The sequence below is a fragment of the Streptomyces sp. NPDC050704 genome (genome assembly GCF_040654355.1).
In the GTDB taxonomy this organism is placed as follows: Bacteria; Actinomycetota; Actinomycetes; order Streptomycetales; family Streptomycetaceae; genus Streptomyces.
In genome coordinates this window covers 39,000-55,250 of sequence record NZ_JBFAHW010000068.1, presented here as the reverse complement: position 1 = coordinate 55,250, position 16,251 = coordinate 39,000, and the positions used below count along the sequence as shown (strand labels likewise).

Genomic DNA, 16,251 nt, shown 5'->3' with positions numbered 1-16,251 from the left:
GGGTGAGCCGCCACCGGTCGCTTTGCGCGTCCTACGCAGTGCTTGGGCCGACGTCGCTAGCGCTGAGCGGGGTTCGCGAGACATCGGACGACCACGCGTCCGTGCCCACGCCCGGGCGGGACGCCGGCCGGGACCTCAGCCGGGGCGGCGGCCGGCGCGGCAGAGGACCGTGTACGTACGTACTGGTCCACGGCACGCACAGTGCGGGGGCCTATTGGCTGCCCGTCGCGCAGGAGTTGACCCTGCTCGGGCATCGCGTCGTCGCGGTGGATCTGCCGTTGCACGGCTCGCAGGCGTTCGTGCCGGAGTCGTACCAGAGGCAGGACCTGGCGGCCATGGCGACCGAGCCCTCACCCGTCGCCGCCCTCTCCCTGGACGACTACGAGAAACACGTGACGCGCATCGTGCGCCGCGCGGCGAAGCACGGCCCCGTGGTCCTGGTCGGCCACAGCCTGGGCGGTGCCACCGTGAGCCGGGTCGGCGACGCCGTACCGGAACTGCTCCACCACATCTGCTACATGGCGGCCTTCTGCCCCAGCCCCACCCTGCCGACCCCCGACGCCTGCACCGCGGCGCCGGAGAACGAGAACGCGCTCATACCGTTCGACCAGATCATCGGGGACCCGGAACAGCTCGGTGTGATGCGGCTCAATCCCCGCACGGGCGACGCCAAGGACCTCAAGGCGCTACGGGAGATGATGTGCGCGGGCTATCCGGACAACGCGTTCCGGCAGCGGCTCGGCAGCATGCAGACGGACGAGTCGACCACGGCCTACGCGGGGCGGGCCGTCGGCAGGGCGGATACCTGGGGACGGCTGCCCCGCACGTATCTCCGCTTCGGCGACGACCGGACGATCGCCACGAAGCTCCAGGACCGGATGATCGCGGAGGCCGACGCACGGACGCCCCACAATCCCTTCCGCGTCCATGACTTCCCCACCGCCCCGCACATCGGCCCACTGGACCCGACACCGGTGGCGAACGCACTGGCCACGCTCGCCCGGTAGGACCTGGCCGTTGTTCGTCAGGCCGCTGTTCGTCAGGCCGCTGTCACTCGGGCCGAAAGGTCCGCTCGGCAGCCCCGGCAACGGCCTGGGCGCGGGGCCCGGAACGCCCGGTCGCAGCCGTCGCAGTTCTGGAGCGGGTCGGGCCGGGCTGCCTCCGGCCGGGTGGGGAGGGGTGGGGGCAGGAGGTTCGTAAGTCGCTTGGCCAGGAAGCCGGCCGGGTGGCGTACGCCCTCCCGCGGCAGCCCTGCCGAGAGAGTTCGCTGTACGTCGTCGGGGGCGACCCCTCGTTCCAGCCAGGCGGCCACCGCGGGGGTGAGGCCGCGGACGTCGCGCTCGGTGAGGTGGAGGCAGGGGTCGTAGGTGCGGAGGCCTGCCAGGACGTCTCGGGCGGTGCGGTGGGTGGGGAGATCAGGGAGGTCGAGGAGAGCAGGAAAGTCGGGGGCCTGCGGCGGGGCAGCGGGCTTCTGTGTCGGCACGACGGGGGCCGAATCCGGGACCGGGACCGGGACCGGGACCGGAGGCGGGGGCGGGGGCGGTTCGCTGTGAGGCTTCGGCGGCAGCGGGGCCGTACGCGTCCGGGGCTTGTTGTACGAGATCGTGCGCGTCACGATCCGGCCCGCTGAAATGCGCTCCTTGGTGCGGGCCAGGTAGCCGTGCTCCTCCAACTCCCGCAGGGCGGAGGCGATCCTCGTCTCGCCCTCGCGGAACTTCGCCGCCAGAGCCTTGATGCTGACCACGGCTCCGGTCGGGAGCGACTGGATGTGGACGCCCAGACCGATGGCTGTCAGGGACAGTTCGGGGTGCTGGGCGAGGTGGTTTCCGACCACGGTGAACTGCTCGTCGTGGTGTTCGTCGACGTGGTCCACTCCTTGGTGGGAATGGCCGGTCCGGGCGCGCGAGTGCGCGCTAAAGTGCTGATCAGTCATCGGGAAGGTTCAGCTTCCTAGGTGGTGAGGCCCTCGTTCGGGATTCGCAGTCCCGGCGGGGGCCGTTTCACGTTTGCGGTTGTTTGTCGGAGCAGACGCTGCCTGACCAATTCGCCTTCGCGCCAGCTGAATCGGCTGCGATCACCCGACCGAGTGACCAGGGCTGCGGTGGATGACGGGCTGGGTTGGGTGGGGTTTGGTTCTTTCCCTGGTTCTTTCTTCTTTGGCGTCGGGCACGACCGGGTCACGCCGTTCCACGTTCCGGTGCCAGTTCGGCCCACACCGTCTTGCAACCGGGCCCCGGCCCGTCCACCACACCCCACCGGTCCGCATACGCCGCCACGAGCAACAGCCCGCGCCCCGACTCCGCGTAGTCACCGACCGGGTCGTGGGTATGTGGGAGCCGGTCGCCTCGGGCGTCGGTCACCTCGATGCGCAGCACGCCGACCGCGTCCAGGCGGAGCGTCAGCCGGAAGTCCCGCCCGGGGACACGGCCGTGGAGCACGGCGTTCGAGGCGAGTTCGGCGACGACGTGCTCGGCTGCTTCGGACGCCACTCCCCAGTCGGCGAGTTGACGCTCCGTGAGCAAGCGGGCGAGGCGCGCGCCCCTGCGCGTCGCGGACAACAGCAGCGTGAAGTGCAGCGCAGGGACGGCGGCTTGAGTGGTTTCTCGGTTCACATCACTCAGCGTGGTCACTTCTGTCTACCCTGAACAGCACTGACGTCGGTACGGAGCGCGACTGTCCGGATACGTTCCGGGGTCGTCCGGTCCGTACGCGCGAGGCGGGATTCGGAAGGTGGGCGGTGTGGAGGACGAGGAGGCGACTGCCGTACTCAAGGCGGTCGGACGCCAGATCAAGGCGTGGCGGGAGGCCGCCGGGATGCGGCAGTCGGAGTTCGGGGCCGCGATCGGGTACGGCGAGGAGATGGTCTCGTCGGTGGAACGGGGACGGCGGGTACCCAAACCGGAGTTCCTGGAGAAGGCCGACGAGGTGCTCGACGCGGGCGGGAAGCTCTCCGCAATGAAGAAGGACGTGGAGGAGGCCCGCTACCCGAAGAAGGTGCGGGATCTGGCGAAGCTGGAGGACGAGGCGGTCGAGTTGGGCGCGTACTCCAACCACTACGTGCATGGGCTGTTGCAGACCGAGGAGTACGCACGGTCCCTTTACACGATGCGGCGCCCCTCGTACACGGAGGACGAAATCGACCGGCACGTCAGCGCTCGTATGGCACGCCAGAGCATCTTCGAGCACATTCCACGGCCGACGCTCACTTTCGTCCAGGAAGAGGCAACGCTACGACGGCCTCTCGGGGGCAAAATGGTGCTGCGTCAGCAACTCGAACGTCTTTTGGAAATCGGGAAGTTGAGGCACGTCGAGATTCAGGTGATGCCCACGGATCGTGACGACCACGCGGGTATGGGCGGACCGATCCGTCTGCTGAAGCTCCAGGACGGCAACACGGTGGCCCACGAGGAGGGACAGACGTACAACCGCCTGGTCAGCGATCCCAGAGAGGTACAACCCCTTGAACTGCGCTATGGGATCATCCGATCCCAGGCTCTCACTCCCCGGGAGTCACTGACCCTCATCGAGAAGGCACTGGGAGAGACATGACCGCCCTTGATTGGTTCAAGAGCAGCTACAGCAGCAACGAGGGGCCGGACTGCGTCGAGGTCGCGATAGCCACGCCCGCCGCCACCATCCACGTACGCGACTCCAAGGACAAGCAGGGCCCGCGGCTCACGTTCGCGGATGCCTCGTGGGCCGAGTTCGTCGCGTTCTCCGCTCAGCTGGTTCCCTGAGCCGGTTGCGGGGCGCCACCGGTGGAGGTGGACCGCCCCAGTTCTCAGGCGGAGTGGTACTTCCGGCCATCCGTCTTCGGACGGAGAGGGCCGCGATCCGGTCCGTCCCGGGTACCGCCGACCTGTCCCGAGCGGTACCCGCGAGGGACTTCTTCCCCGGAACTCAACTCTCCTCCTGACCTCTCGCGTCCCTTGGGTGGCACCAACTACCGTCCCCGCGAGCCGAGTTCGCGGGGAGCTGCTGTCATCCCCAGGGGGAGACGTGAACAGACGGACGAAGAGGGCGTACGCGGCCACGGTCGCCGCGGCGGCCGCGGTCGCGCTGACGGCGGGCATGACGGGCCCGGCGTCGGCGGGCACGACCGGCCTGGCGCCGGCGGACATGTCCACCGGCGCCGGGACCAGGACCGGGACCGGGGCCGAAGCCGCAGACCGCGCGGCCACGAAGGCCCCGGTCGCGCACCGCGTCACCCTCCTCACCGGTGACCGGGTCGCCGTGGACGAGAAGGGCCGGGTCACCGGCGTCGAGCGTGCCGCGGGCCGTGAGCACATCGCGGTCCGCACGCTCAGGGTCGAGGGCGGCCATACCCTCGTCGTCCCCGCCGACGCGCAGCGCCTGATCGCCACCGGCAGGCTCGACCGGCGGCTCTTCGACATCACCGAGCTGACCGGGAAGGCGGTCCGCGCCTCCCACAAGCGGGGCCTGAAGGTGATCGTCGGCTACCAGGGCGCGGCGGCCGGGGCCGCGAAGTCGGACGTAGGCGGTGCGGACGGCACCGAGGTCCGCCGGACGCTGAAATCCCTGAATGCCGAGGCCGTCACCACCCGGGACCCCGCCGACCTGTGGGCCGCGGTCACCGACACACCCGGCGGCACCGCAAGGACCGGTAGTGCGCGGGCCGCCTCCGGAATCGCCCACGTGTGGCTCGACGGAGTCCGCAAGGCCAGCCTCGACAATTCCGTCCCGCAGATCGGCGCACCCAAGGCGTGGGCGTCCGGCTACGACGGCAAGGGCGTCCGGATCGCCGTACTGGACACGGGAGTCGACGCGAGCCACCCCGACCTCAAGGACCAGGTCGTCGCCGAGAAGAACTTCACGCCGTCCCCCGACGCGGCCGACCGCTTCGGCCACGGCACGCATGTCGCGTCCATCGCGGCGGGCACGGGCGCCCGCTCGAACGGCGCGTACAAAGGCGTCGCCCCCGGTGCCGCGCTCCTCAACGGCAAGGTGCTCGACGACGAGGGTTCCGGCGACGACTCCGGCGTCCTCGCGGGCATCGAATGGGCCGTGGGACAGGGCGCCGACATCGTGAACCTCAGCCTTGGCGGCGACGACACCCCCGGCGTGGACCCGTTGGAAGCGGCCGTCAACAAGCTCTCCACCGAGAAGGGCGTCCTCTTCGCCGTGGCGGCGGGCAACTCCGGCGACCGCGAGCAGAGCATCGACTCCCCCGGCAGCGCGGAGGCCGCGCTCACCGTCGGCGCGGTGGACGGCGACGACAGGCTCGCCGACTTCTCCGGCCGGGGCCCGCGCGTCGGCGACGGCGGCATCAAGCCGGACGTCACCGCACCCGGCGTGGACATCACGGCCGCCGCGGCACCTGGCAGCGTCATCGAGAAGGAGGTCGGCCAGAACCCGGAGGGCTATCTGACGATCCCCGGTACGTCGATGGCGGCCCCGCACGTGGCGGGCGCCGCCGCGATCCTGAAGCAGCGGCACCCGCAGTGGACGTACGCCGAACTCAAGGGCGCGCTGACCGCCTCGGCGACCGGCGGCGCCGACCACACGCCGTACCAGCAGGGTTCGGGCCGGGTCGCCGTGGACCGGGCCCTCGCGCAGACGGTGGTCGCCGACCCGGTGTCGGTGAACTTCGGCGTCCAGCGGTGGCCGCACACCGACGACACCCCGGTCGCCAAGGAGATCACGTACCGGAATCTCGGTACGGCGGACGTCACGCTCGACCTCGCCGTGACGGCGGCCGGTCCGAAGGGCGAGCCCGCCCCCGACGGCTTCTTCGCGCTCGGGGCGAAGACCGTGACCGTGCCGGCCGGCGGGAAGGCCTCGGTGGACCTGACCGCGAACACGAAGCTCGGCGGGACGCTGGACGGCGTGTACTCCGCCTACGTGACCGCGACCGGCGGCGGCCAGAGCGTGCGTACGGCCGCGGTGGTGCGGCGGGAGGCCGAGGCGTACGACGTGACGCTGAGGTTCGTGGGCCGGGACGGGCACCCGACGCCGGACTACAGGTCGGTCCTGCAGAGCCTGGACATCCCCGACGGCGGCCACTTCCAGGAACCGTACGACCCCTCCGGCACGGTCGAGGCCCGCCTCCCGAAGGGCACCTACCTCTTCGACACGACCATCTCCGAGGACCCCGCGGACTCCCGGGCGGGCACCGACTGGCTGGTCCAGCCGAAGCTGGAGGTCGACCGCGACATGACGGTGACCGTCGACGCGCGCACCGCGAAGCCCGTCGACATCACGGTGCCGGACAGCGGGGCGAAGCAGGTATGGGTGGCGCCTCGGTACTGGTACGCGGGTGAGCGCCACAACATCGAAACAGGCGTGCAGGTCGACTCGTTCGACGGACTGCGCACCGCCCACCTGGGTCCGGAGGTCACCACCGGCGTCCTGAACCAGCAGTGGCTCGGCGTGTGGAAGAAGGGCGCCGACACCGAGTACGACGTCATGCTGGGCGGCAACACCAGGAAACTGGCGACCGGCTACCGCAAGCACCTCAAGCCCGCCGACCTCGCCACGGTGAAGGTCGGCATGGGCGCGTCGGCGGCGGGCAAGCAGGGCGGTCTCGGCGCGGCGGGCTACTTCCCGGAACTCGGCGGCATCTCCATGATCCCCACCCCGCAGAAGCTCCCGCGCACCCGCACACTGCACCTCTCCGCGCTGGACAACGCCAAGTGGGAGGTGGACTTCGAGCAGTACGGCGCCCCGGACGAGGAGGGTTCCCTGCCCACCGAGTCGCGCTACCGCTTCGACGAGCCGCGTGCCTTCAAGGGCGGCGCCGCCTACGAGGTGCGCTTCAACTCCGGCGTGCTCGGTCCGCGCCTGGCCGCCGCCGACGGCGTCTTCCGCGACGGCGACACGATCACCGGCGACCTGCCACTGCACGCGGACGGCGACGGCCACGCGGGGCGGACCACCTACTCCTCGGTCAGGACGACCCTGTACCGCAACGGCACCGAACTCGCGGAGAGCTCCGACCGCCTCGACGGCAACGGCGACGGCTTCACCGTCCCGTCCGACCCCGCCGACTACCGCCTGACGACCTCCGTCCGCCGAGCCCCCGCCATCGGCGCCACCTCCACCCGGGTCGACGCGAGCTGGACGTTCCGCTCGGAGAAGACCGCCGACCGCACTCGACTCCCCGTCTCCACGGTCCGTTTCGGCGCGAAGACCGACCTGACGGGTCACGCCCCCGCCGGCCGGACGACCTCGGTGCCGGTGACCGTCCAGGGCGCGGCGGCGGACGGCAACCTCAGGTCACTGGCCGTGTACGTCTCCTACGACCGGGGCGCCACCTGGCAGAGGACCCCGGTGAAGGACGGCCGCATCACGATCAGGAACCCGGCCGAGGACAAGTCCGTATCCCTCCGAGCCGACATCACCGACAAGCAGGGCAACAGGTCGTCGGTGTCGGTGTACGACGCGTATTTCGGCAAGTAGGCCAGGAGGCAGGCTCACCGGGCGGGTCCGCCGGCACGGTCCTGGAAGCGCTCGTCGATCCGGTGCGCCGCAGCATCGCCGCCCAGCTGTACCGCGCCCCGGAGGACATCAGCTGCGGAAAGTTCGACCTGCCCGTGGCCCGCTCCACCGCGACCCATCACTTCAACGTCCTGCGCGAGGCCGGAATCATCCGCCAGTACTACGTCGGCACCTCTCGCATGAACACCCTGCGACGCGACGACCTCGACACCCGCTTCCCCGGCCTCCTCGACGCCTGCGTCCGGGAGGACACCGCGGACACGGGCCCGGCGGCCTGAACAACCCGGGACCGGTTCGCCTACCTTCCTATTACTCTGCGGCAGTCGCCGCCGCCCGGAGCAGGCGGAGTTGGCCGATCTCGGTGGCGTTCTTCATGAGTTCCGCGTTCACCCAGGCGGCCATGTGGGCCTTCGTGTGCTCCGGGTCGTTCTGCCATGGGAACGGGGCGGTCTCGTCCAGGTCGGCCTCGGTCAGTTCGTCCAGGACCGCCAGCCAGTCCGTGCGCAGGCCGCGCAGCCACTCGATGGCCGCCTTCCCGTCGCCCGGCCAGGTGAACTCGGTCCGGTCCCGAGGTGTTCGGCCCCGCGCGTGGTCGATGGTCGTACCCCACCACCAGCCGATGTGCCAGCTCAGCCAGCCGATCGTGGGAACCGGGACAGGGTCGGGCTCGGTCTCCGCCCAGTCCGGTACCCACGCGCCGTCAGCGTCGGGACGTACCGTCCAGCAGCAGTCGGGCGTCGGCTCCCAGAGGAAGTCCTCGGGTTCGAGCCTCTCCAGGTGGTAGTCGAAAAGGGACCACGTCAGGTCGAACTGCCAGCGCAGCAGACCGCATCGGGAAGTACGCACCCGCCGACCCTGGCATGCCGTCGCCCCACCCGGAAAGCGGTTATCCGCCGCCGCCGACCCGCTACCCGACCACCGCGACCGTCGTCCCCTCGGTGCCGAACTTCCACACCGCATCCCCGTCGGCCGCCCGCATGCGAACCCCACCGGTCTGCACCCCCGACTCGGGCGGCGGCGGAGACGAACCGTCCACGGCGTTGGAGAAGGCGATGTTGATGCCGGAGGCGACGGTGAAGTAGACGATGTTCTCGATCTCCACGCCGTCGCTGCCCGTGGCGGCCTCGCGCCGGGTGCCGACCGTGTATGAGCCGAGCCCCGGGCTCACCGTCCCCGGCCACACCGTGAAGGTGCGCAGGGGCGCGTCGCTCGCGTCGACCAGCCATACCCGGCGCTGGTTGAGGGAGTAGACGATGCGCCGTCCCGTACCGGAACCGTCCGGTACCGCGACCGGCTCGGACTCCCGGGGCGAGGCGGAGGGCTTGGCGCTCGGCGACGCGGACCGGTCGGTCCGTGACGAGGCGGTCGGCTGCGGACCCTGGTCGGCCTTGACCGCCAGCGCGGCCACCGCCACCAGAGCCAGCACGGTCAGACCGGTGACCCAGACCCACGAGGGAAGCCGTCGGGCAGGCACGGACACGCATCTCCTCAGCTCTGGTTCACCCCGTCGGAGGGTCGGATCATCCTACTCCGACGAGGTCCGTCGATTCGCCGACCGATCCGGGGCCGGAGGGCGCCCCCGCCATCACTCTCACTCCCCCTGCCCTCTCACTCCAGCACCGGCAGCAGCTCCGGCAGATGCCCGTCCGAGGCCGCCGCCGCGAGCTGCCGCTCCTCCGGCACCTCGCCGTACAGCGTGGTCCGCGGCTTCGCCGGACGCCCCGCCGCCTCCGCCACCGCGATCAGGTCCTTGACGGACTTGTACGAGCCGTAACTCGACCCCGCCATACGGGAGATGGTCTCCTCCATCAGCGTCCCGCCGAGGTCGTTGGCGCCCGAGCGGAGCATCTCCGCCGCGCCCTCCGTGCCCAGCTTCACCCAACTGGTCTGGATGTTGGGGATGTACGGGTGCAGGAGGAGGCGGGCCATCGCCATCACCGCGCGGTTCTCGCGGTTCGTCGGGCCCGGCCGGGCGATCCCCGCCAGGTACACCGGCGCGTTCGTGTGGATGAACGGCAGCGTCACGAACTCCGTGAAGCCGCCCGTCTGTTGCTGGATGCGGGCCAGCGTGCGGAAGTGGCCGAGCCAGTGCCGGGGCTGGTCCACATGCCCGTACATCATGGTCGAGGAGGAGCGGATGCCCAGCTCGTGCGCGGTCGTGATGACCTCGATCCAGGTCGCCGTGGGCAGCTTGCCCTTGGTCAGGATCCAGCGGACCTCGTCGTCCAGGATCTCCGCCGCCGTGCCGGGGATCGAGTCGAGACCCGCCTCCTTCGCGGCCGTCAGCCACTCGCGGATGGACATCCCGGTACGCGTCGCGCCGTTCACGACCTCCATCGGCGAGAAGGCGTGGACGTGCATCCCGGGCACCTTCTCCTTCACCGCGCGCGCGATGTCGAAGTACGCCGTCCCGGGCAGGTCCGGGTGGATCCCGCCCTGCATGCAGACCTCGACCGCGCCCAGGTCCCAGGCCTGCCGGGCCCGGTCCGAGACCTGGTCCAGCGAGAGCGTGTACGCGTCGGCGTCCGTGCGGCGCTGCGCGAAGGCGCAGAAACGGCAGCCGGTGTAGCAGACGTTGGTGAAGTTGATGTTCCGCGTGACGATGTACGTGACGTCGTCGCCGACCATCGACTTGCGGACGTCGTCCGCGATACGGCACAGCGCGTCCAGTGCCGGCCCGTCCGCGTGCAGCAGCGCCAGCGCCTCGTCGTCGGTGAGCTTCGTCGGGTCGTCGGCGGCCACGGCCAGCGCGGCCCGTACGTCCGTGTCGATCCTCGACGGCACCATGCCGGGCGCCGCCGCCTCCCGCAGCGACTCCCAGTCGCCGTAGACGAGGTCGAAGTCCTCGCGCCGGTCGCCGGTACGCCCCTCGGTGTCGATGGTGTGGTGCAGATCCGTACGCCCCGAGGACGTGAACGCCTCCTCGGGCTCCTGCCAGGCGTGCCCCTCGACCACCGCGTCCGGCAGGGCGAGGCCCGTCTCCGGGTCGGCCAGCGCCCGTACGTGCGGGAGCAGCCGCGGGTCCAGCCACGGCTCGCCCCGCTGCACGAACTCCGGGTACACACACAGCCGTTCGCGCAGTTCGAAGCCCGCCTCCGCCGACTGGTCGCGCAGGAGGTCGATCTGCGGCCAGGGGCGCTCGGGGTTGACGTGGTCGATGGTCAGCGGCGACACCCCGCCCCAGTCGTCGATACCGGCGCCGATCAGCCGCCCGTACTCGCTGTCGACGAGATTCGGCGGTGCCTGGAGGCAGGCCGCGGGGCCCATGATGTGCCGGGCCACGGCGATGGTCGCGACCAGTTCGTCGAGTTCCGCATCCGGCATCCCGCGCATCGCCGTGTCCGGCTTGGCGCGGAAGTTCTGGATGATCAGCTCCTGGATGCCGTGGTACGCCCGGGAGATCCGGCGCAGCGCGAACAGCGAGTCCGCGCGCTCCTCGTACGTCTCCCCGATCCCGATCAGCAGCCCGCTGGTGAAGGGGACGGAGGAGCGGCCCGCGTCCTCCAGGACCCGCAGCCGGACCGCCGGCTCCTTGTCGGGCGACCCGTAGTGCGGCCCGCCCGGCTCGCTCCACAGCCGGGTGGCGGTCGTCTCCAGCATCATGCCCATGCTCGGCGCGACCGGCTTGAGCCGCTGGAAGTCGGTCCACGACATGACGCCCGGGTTGAGGTGGGGCAGCAGGCCCGTCTCCTCCAGGATGCGGATCGAGATGGCCCGTACGTACGCGATCGTGTCGTCGTAGCCGTGCGCGTCCAGCCATTCCCGCGCCTCGGGCCAGCGGTCCTCCGGCTTGTCGCCGAGGGTGATCAGGGCTTCCTTGCAGCCCAGCGCGGCACCCTTGCGGGCGATGTCGAGGACCTCGTCCGGGGACATGAACATCCCGTGGCCCGCCCGGCGCAGCTTGCCCGGGACCGTGACGAAGGTGCAGTAGTGGCATTTGTCCCGGCACAGCCGGGTGAGCGGGATGAAGACGCTCTTCGAGTACGTGATGACGCCGGCGCGGCCCGCCGCCGCCAGCCCCGCGTCGCGCACCCGGGCGGCGGAGGAGGTGAGGTCGTCCAGGTCGTCGCCGCGCGCCTGGAGGAGCACGGCGGCTTCGGTGACGTCGAGTGCGACGCCGTCGCGGGCGCGTTTGAGCGCGCGCCGCATGGCGTTCGCGGTGGGCCCGGTTCCAGAGGTCGCGGAAGTCGTCATCCTTCGAGCATACGATCGCTTTGATCAGCCACGACAGTGACGGCCTTCACGTATACGGCCGCCGGCCTTTACACCGTGTTACGCGGCTGGGGCCCCTCCTGTGGGTCGACATGTGCCGCTTCCCTTCCCTTGCACCGCCGTTCACGGCTGAATACCAGGGTTGTTCGTGCCACCTCCGAACCACCCGTGCACCACCCCACGCACCACCCACCCACGCACCACCCCCTGCACCATCCATGCCACTCACGACACCCGGGAGCAGCAGACATGTGCGAGGACGACCACGGCATCGGCAGACGCGCCCTGTTCGTGACGGGAGCCGCCGCCGCGCTTACGTTGGGAAGCGTGACTTTCGCGAGCGGCGCCGACGCGGCCGACGGAGACGGAATCGGAAACGGAGACGGAGACGGAGACGGTTCGGAGACCAGGACCGTCCGCGGCACCCTGCCCACCGGTTCGCCGGACTTCGTGTACCTGCCCGTCGAAGTCCCGTCCGGCGTACGGGAGATCAAGGTCGCGTACACCTACGAGAAGCCCTCCGTCCCGGCGGGCACCGCGGGCAACGCGCTCGACATCGGAATCTTCGACCAGCGCGGCACCGAACTGGGCGGCAAGGGCTTCCGGGGCTGGTCGGGCGGGGCGCGCACGGAGTTCTTCATCCGCGCCGACGACGCGACGCCGGGTTACATCCCGGGCCCGGTCCGCGAGGGCACCTGGTACATCGCGCTCGGCCCGTACACGGTGGCCCCGCAGGGACTCCCGTACGAGATCACCATCACGCTCACCCACGGCGAACCCGGCGAGACCCCCGACCCGGTGTACCCGCCCGCGCGGGCCAAGGGCCGCGGCCGCGCCTGGTACCGCGGGGACTGCCACCTGCACTCCTGGTACTCGGACGGCCGCCGCACGCCCGCCGAGATCGCGGCGCTGGCACGCGCCGCCGGGCTCGACTTCATCAACACGTCGGAGCACAACACCCATGCCGCGCACGCCCATTGGGCCGACCAGGCCGGTGACGACCTCCTGATCATGCTCGGCGAGGAGGTCACGACCCGCAACGGCCATGTCGTCGCGCTCGGCACGGACCCGGGGACGTTCGTGGACTGGCGTTACCGCGCCCGCGACAACCGCTTCGGCAAGTACGCGCGGGAGATCCGCCGCTCGGGCGGTCTGGTCGTGCCCGCCCATCCGCACGCCACCTGCATCGGCTGCAACTGGAAGTTCGGCTTCGGCGAGGCGGACGTGGTCGAGGTGTGGAACGGCCCGTACGGCCCGGACGACGAGGTGTCGCTGGCCGACTGGGACAGCATGCTGGTCGCTTCGGTGAGGGAGGGCCGGGACGGCCGGAACGGCCGGGACTGGATCCCGGCGATGGGCAACAGCGACGCCCACCGCGACCCCGACCCGGTCGGCACCCCGCAGACGGTCGTCCTCGCCGACGACCTGACCCGCGAGGCGATCCAGGAGGGCCTGCGGGCCGGCCGCTCGTACGTCGCCGAGTCCAAGGCCGTGTCGGTGTCCTTCTCGGCCTCCGGTCCCAAGGGCGAACACGCGGGTATCGGCGGCCGGTTGAGGGTGGACCGCGACGACCCGGTCACGGTCCGCCTCGAAGTCACGGGCGCCCCCCGCTGCAGGGCCCGCTTCGTCACGGACCAGGGCGTGCTGCACACGAGCGCGGTCCTGCCGGTGTCGGGCACCGGGACCGTGGAGTGGCGTACCACGGCCCAGTACGCGGCGTACGTACGAGCGGAACTGCGACACGAGGCGGCGGCCGGGCCCCTGCCGGGGGCGCTGGCGGCGTTCACGAATCCGGTCTTCTTGGGCCGGTAGGGGCTGGTAGACGGCCGTCCGGCGGCTGGGCCGTAGACGGCCGCCAGGGCGGCGTCAGTCGCGGCAGGAGGGAGTCAGGCGGTACCGGTTCGCCTTCCCCGCCGGGGCCCGTTCGCGCCCCAACAGGGGCGCGGTACTGAGGCGTTACTCGGGCGGGCTGCCTGACTCAGGCGGCGCAGGCGCGGGCGCCGGTGGCTGCTGGCCGCGCCGCGCGAGCATGATCGCCGCCACCCCTCCGCACGCGCCGCCGATGGCAGAGACCAGCCCCGAGATCGCGGTGATGACCACTGCCAGTTCGCTGCCCGCCGCCTGCTGCTCACGCGCCCGCCCGTCGCGGGACCCGTCCGTGAAAACGTCCTGCATGCTGTCGGGCAGCAGTACGAAGAGGGCGACGACGGTCAGCACGCCGATGGCGAACAGCACCCACGAGGCACGCCTCAAAATCATGATCTTGTGTGGTTGCGACGTCGGTTTCATCGTGACCATTGCTCAAACGCTACTCCCGTCCGCTCGCCCGACCACAGTAGGTGTCCCGGGCGGGTCGTTCGCCCGTCGCCAGATAGCGGGTGACGGTCCGGTCCCCGCACGCGTTGCCGTTGCCGAGATAGGCATCGTGCCCGGTGGAGTCGACGGTCACCATGACGGCACGCTTCCCGAGGGCGGCACGGAGGTTGCGGGCGCCGCTCAGCGGGGTGGCCGGGTCGCGCTCGTTCTGCACGAGCAGGATGGTGGACGGGCCCCGGTCGGTGATCCGTACCGGCTCCTGCTTCGGCGGGTAGGGCCAGGCCGCGCAGGTCGTCGCGTTCCTCGGCATTCCCGCGGTCAGCGGATACTTGGCCCGGCTCTGGTCGACTTCCTTCTGGTACTGGGCACTTGACTCGGGCCAGTCACTGTCGTTGCAGGTGGTGGCGTGGGTGACGGCGAGAGCGTTCTGCATGAGCGGCTCGGGGGGCGGCTCGGGCGCGGGCGGAACAGTGCCCTTCCGCGCGGCCAGGATCAACTGGGCCAGGGCCGGGAAGCCGTCGGGGTCGTAGAACGCGTCCACCATGGCCTGGCGCAGCACGTTTCCGTTCAGCTCGGCCGTGTCGGCGTCCGGCCACGGGATCGGCTCACGGTCGAGCCGTACGGCCAGCCGCAGGAAGAGCGGCCGCACCTCGGCCGCCGTATCAGCCAGCCGGTACTTGTTCCCGGGCTTCGAGGCCCACTTGGCGAACTCCGGGAAGACGTCCTCGACACCGACCTCGAACCCCGCCCACAAAGCACGGCCGACCTGGCCATTGACGCGATCGCCGTTCCCGTCCAGGTTGCTGTCCAGCACGAAGCGGTCGGTGCGGTGCGGGAACAACTGAGCGTAGACGGCGCCGACATACGACCCGTACGAGAGACCCCACGCGGACAGCTTCCGCTCGCCGAGCGCCGCCCGGACGCGGTCGATGTCGCGAGCGTTGTCGGCGGTGCTGATGTGCCGCATCAACTCGCCGCCGTTGCGCTCGCAGGCATCGGCCGTCCGCCGGGCGGTGGCCATGTTCTCGGTGACGGACCCGTCCGGGGCGGGCCAGGGAAAGTACTCGGACCTGACCAGGTCACCGCGATCCAGCCCGCAACTGACCGGAACGGAGCGGCCGACCCCGCGCGGGTCGAACCCGATCAGGTCGTACGCGTTCCGTACCTCCTGCGGCAGCTGCTGCCCCTTCCCGGAGATCTCGTCGAGGCTGCCACCGCCGGGCCCCCCGGCGATCAGCAGTAAGGCCCCGCGACGTACGGCCGGCTTCTCGCTGGGGATACGGGAGACGGCGATGCCGATCTTCTTGCCACCGGGATCGGAGTAGTCCATCGGTACGTCGACGGTCGCGCACTCCTGCCGGGGGTCGAGCCCGCTCCCCTCGCACTTCACCCACTCAAGAGGCTTGGCGGAGACGGGAGTTGAGGCGGTGGCGGTAAGGGGAACGGCAGGACCGAGAATCGCGGCGGACGCGGCGACCACCATGACGTTTCGTTTGACTCGCCTGGCTCGTTTGGCTCGCTTGGCTTTCATCATGCGGAAGAGCGTCGCGGACCGACACCGGTCGTCCCATCCGGCTAACCGGCCTGTTTTCAGGGGGGTTTGCCGGGGCAGACGACCACGGGCTCTCGGGTCAAGCAGACAGGCCTCAGCCCACCCTCAGCCCACCATCTGTGGATCACGGAAGTAGTACACGACCGTCACTCCCATACCGGGGGTGTGCGTGTAGACGACGGTGATCGCCTCGGCCGAGTCGCGCGCGAGAGGTGTGGTGTACGTGTACTCCACAGAGGGAGGACGCCAGCCGGGGATCTCGCGACCGGCTGCTGGATCACGTCCGATGACCGTTAACGCGTCCTGGACAGCCTCTCGCTCCCCCTCCGTAAGATCGCCGAACGCCTTCCTGGCAGGCTCGGCCTCCTCCAGCGGAATTTCGCTCATGTACCGCCGCCGGGGCGCGCATCCTCAAGGGCTGCCATGATCTCCGGCGAGTTCCGGATCCGAACCCGGTGGCGGTACGCCCTGACAACGGCGGCGGCACCCTCGAAATCATTGGTCGGGGAAGCTCCTATGGCCGCCGCCAGCTCCTCTTCGAACCTCTCCCGGTCACCGGGGAACCCGTAGCGGCTGAGCGCACTGCGCAGGTCGTCCACGGTCCGGATCTCCGGGAGGGGCATCGTTCCGCGGCCGTGCTCAGGCTGTGCGCTCATGGTCTGCTCCTGGTGAAAGGGCATGGCTCCTCCTCTCAGTATGGCGCCGCCTTCGCG

At 70.5% G+C, this 16,251-nt stretch carries 15 protein-coding genes; 6 read left to right on the top strand and 9 right to left on the bottom strand.

Annotated features, from left to right (window positions below):
• The first annotated feature begins 101 nt into the window (after nt 1-101).
• Entirely contained in the window at nt 102-1,007 is a 906-nt protein-coding gene (locus AB0I18_RS32935; protein ID WP_363109303.1) for an alpha/beta hydrolase, read from the top strand.
• Nucleotides 1,008-1,039: 32 nt separating this feature from the next.
• Here the strand turns inward: AB0I18_RS32935 and AB0I18_RS32930 are convergent, their stop codons facing one another.
• Together AB0I18_RS32930 and AB0I18_RS32925 are read right to left on the bottom strand one after the other, a co-directional pair.
• A complete protein-coding gene (locus tag AB0I18_RS32930; RefSeq protein ID WP_363109302.1) occupies nt 1,040-1,873 on the bottom strand; it encodes a helix-turn-helix domain-containing protein in 834 nt (277 codons plus the stop codon).
• 304 nt (nt 1,874-2,177) lie between these two features.
• Nucleotides 2,178-2,621: an ATP-binding protein gene (locus AB0I18_RS32925; protein WP_363109306.1), complete on the bottom strand. Its 444-nt coding sequence runs from the start codon at nt 2,619-2,621 to the stop codon at nt 2,178-2,180.
• A 118-nt stretch (nt 2,622-2,739) separates the two neighbouring features.
• Here AB0I18_RS32925 and AB0I18_RS32920 point away from each other — a divergent pair, with 118 nt between their 5' ends.
• From AB0I18_RS32920 to AB0I18_RS32905, 4 genes are all read left to right on the top strand, one after another.
• On the top strand, nt 2,740-3,549 hold the full coding sequence (locus tag AB0I18_RS32920) for a helix-turn-helix transcriptional regulator (protein ID WP_363109301.1): 810 nt from the start codon (nt 2,740-2,742) through the stop codon (nt 3,547-3,549).
• Nucleotides 3,546-3,737, top strand: a complete 192-nt coding sequence (locus AB0I18_RS32915; RefSeq protein ID WP_363109300.1) for a DUF397 domain-containing protein — start codon at nt 3,546-3,548, stop codon at nt 3,735-3,737. The genes AB0I18_RS32920 and AB0I18_RS32915 overlap by 4 nt, the downstream gene beginning before the upstream one ends.
• 262 nt (nt 3,738-3,999) lie before the next feature.
• A complete protein-coding gene (locus AB0I18_RS32910; RefSeq protein ID WP_363109299.1) occupies nt 4,000-7,419 on the top strand; it encodes a S8 family serine peptidase in 3,420 nt (1,139 codons plus the stop codon).
• A 41-nt stretch (nt 7,420-7,460) separates the two neighbouring features.
• Nucleotides 7,461-7,736, top strand: a complete 276-nt coding sequence (locus tag AB0I18_RS32905) for an ArsR family transcriptional regulator (RefSeq protein ID WP_363109305.1) — start codon at nt 7,461-7,463, stop codon at nt 7,734-7,736.
• Nucleotides 7,737-7,767: 31 nt separating this feature from the next.
• Here the strand turns inward: AB0I18_RS32905 and AB0I18_RS32900 are convergent, their stop codons facing one another.
• From AB0I18_RS32900 to AB0I18_RS32890, 3 genes are all read right to left on the bottom strand, one after another.
• Complete coding sequence (locus AB0I18_RS32900; protein WP_363109298.1) at nt 7,768-8,304, bottom strand: DinB family protein; 537 nt, start codon at nt 8,302-8,304, stop codon at nt 7,768-7,770.
• 61 nt (nt 8,305-8,365) lie between these two features.
• Nucleotides 8,366-8,938 (bottom strand): hypothetical protein, encoded by a 573-nt coding sequence (locus tag AB0I18_RS32895; protein WP_363109297.1) that lies wholly within the window; start codon nt 8,936-8,938, stop codon nt 8,366-8,368.
• 128 nt (nt 8,939-9,066) lie between these two features.
• Complete coding sequence (locus tag AB0I18_RS32890; protein ID WP_363109296.1) at nt 9,067-11,652, bottom strand: bifunctional FO biosynthesis protein CofGH; 2,586 nt, start codon at nt 11,650-11,652, stop codon at nt 9,067-9,069.
• Between the two features lie 267 nt (nt 11,653-11,919).
• Between AB0I18_RS32890 and AB0I18_RS32885 the strand changes: the two genes are divergently transcribed.
• The gene (locus tag AB0I18_RS32885; protein WP_363109295.1) at nt 11,920-13,482 is read left to right on the top strand and encodes a CehA/McbA family metallohydrolase; all 1,563 of its coding nucleotides are present in this window, start codon (nt 11,920-11,922) and stop codon (nt 13,480-13,482) included.
• A 144-nt stretch (nt 13,483-13,626) separates the two neighbouring features.
• On the opposite strand, the gene AB0I18_RS32880 is transcribed toward AB0I18_RS32885, so the two are convergent.
• The 4 genes from AB0I18_RS32880 to AB0I18_RS32865 form a co-directional block, all read right to left on the bottom strand.
• Nucleotides 13,627-13,968, bottom strand: coding sequence for a hypothetical protein (locus AB0I18_RS32880; RefSeq protein WP_363109294.1), 342 nt, complete (start codon nt 13,966-13,968; stop codon nt 13,627-13,629).
• Nucleotides 13,969-13,978: 10 nt separating this feature from the next.
• Nucleotides 13,979-15,469, bottom strand: a complete 1,491-nt coding sequence (locus AB0I18_RS32875) for an alpha/beta hydrolase (protein WP_363109293.1) — start codon at nt 15,467-15,469, stop codon at nt 13,979-13,981.
• A 174-nt stretch (nt 15,470-15,643) separates the two neighbouring features.
• Entirely contained in the window at nt 15,644-15,925 is a 282-nt protein-coding gene (locus tag AB0I18_RS32870; protein ID WP_363109292.1) for a hypothetical protein, read from the bottom strand.
• A complete protein-coding gene (locus AB0I18_RS32865) occupies nt 15,922-16,194 on the bottom strand; it encodes a hypothetical protein (RefSeq protein WP_363109291.1) in 273 nt (90 codons plus the stop codon). The genes AB0I18_RS32870 and AB0I18_RS32865 overlap by 4 nt, the downstream gene beginning before the upstream one ends.
• Between the last annotated feature and the right edge of the window lie 57 nt (nt 16,195-16,251).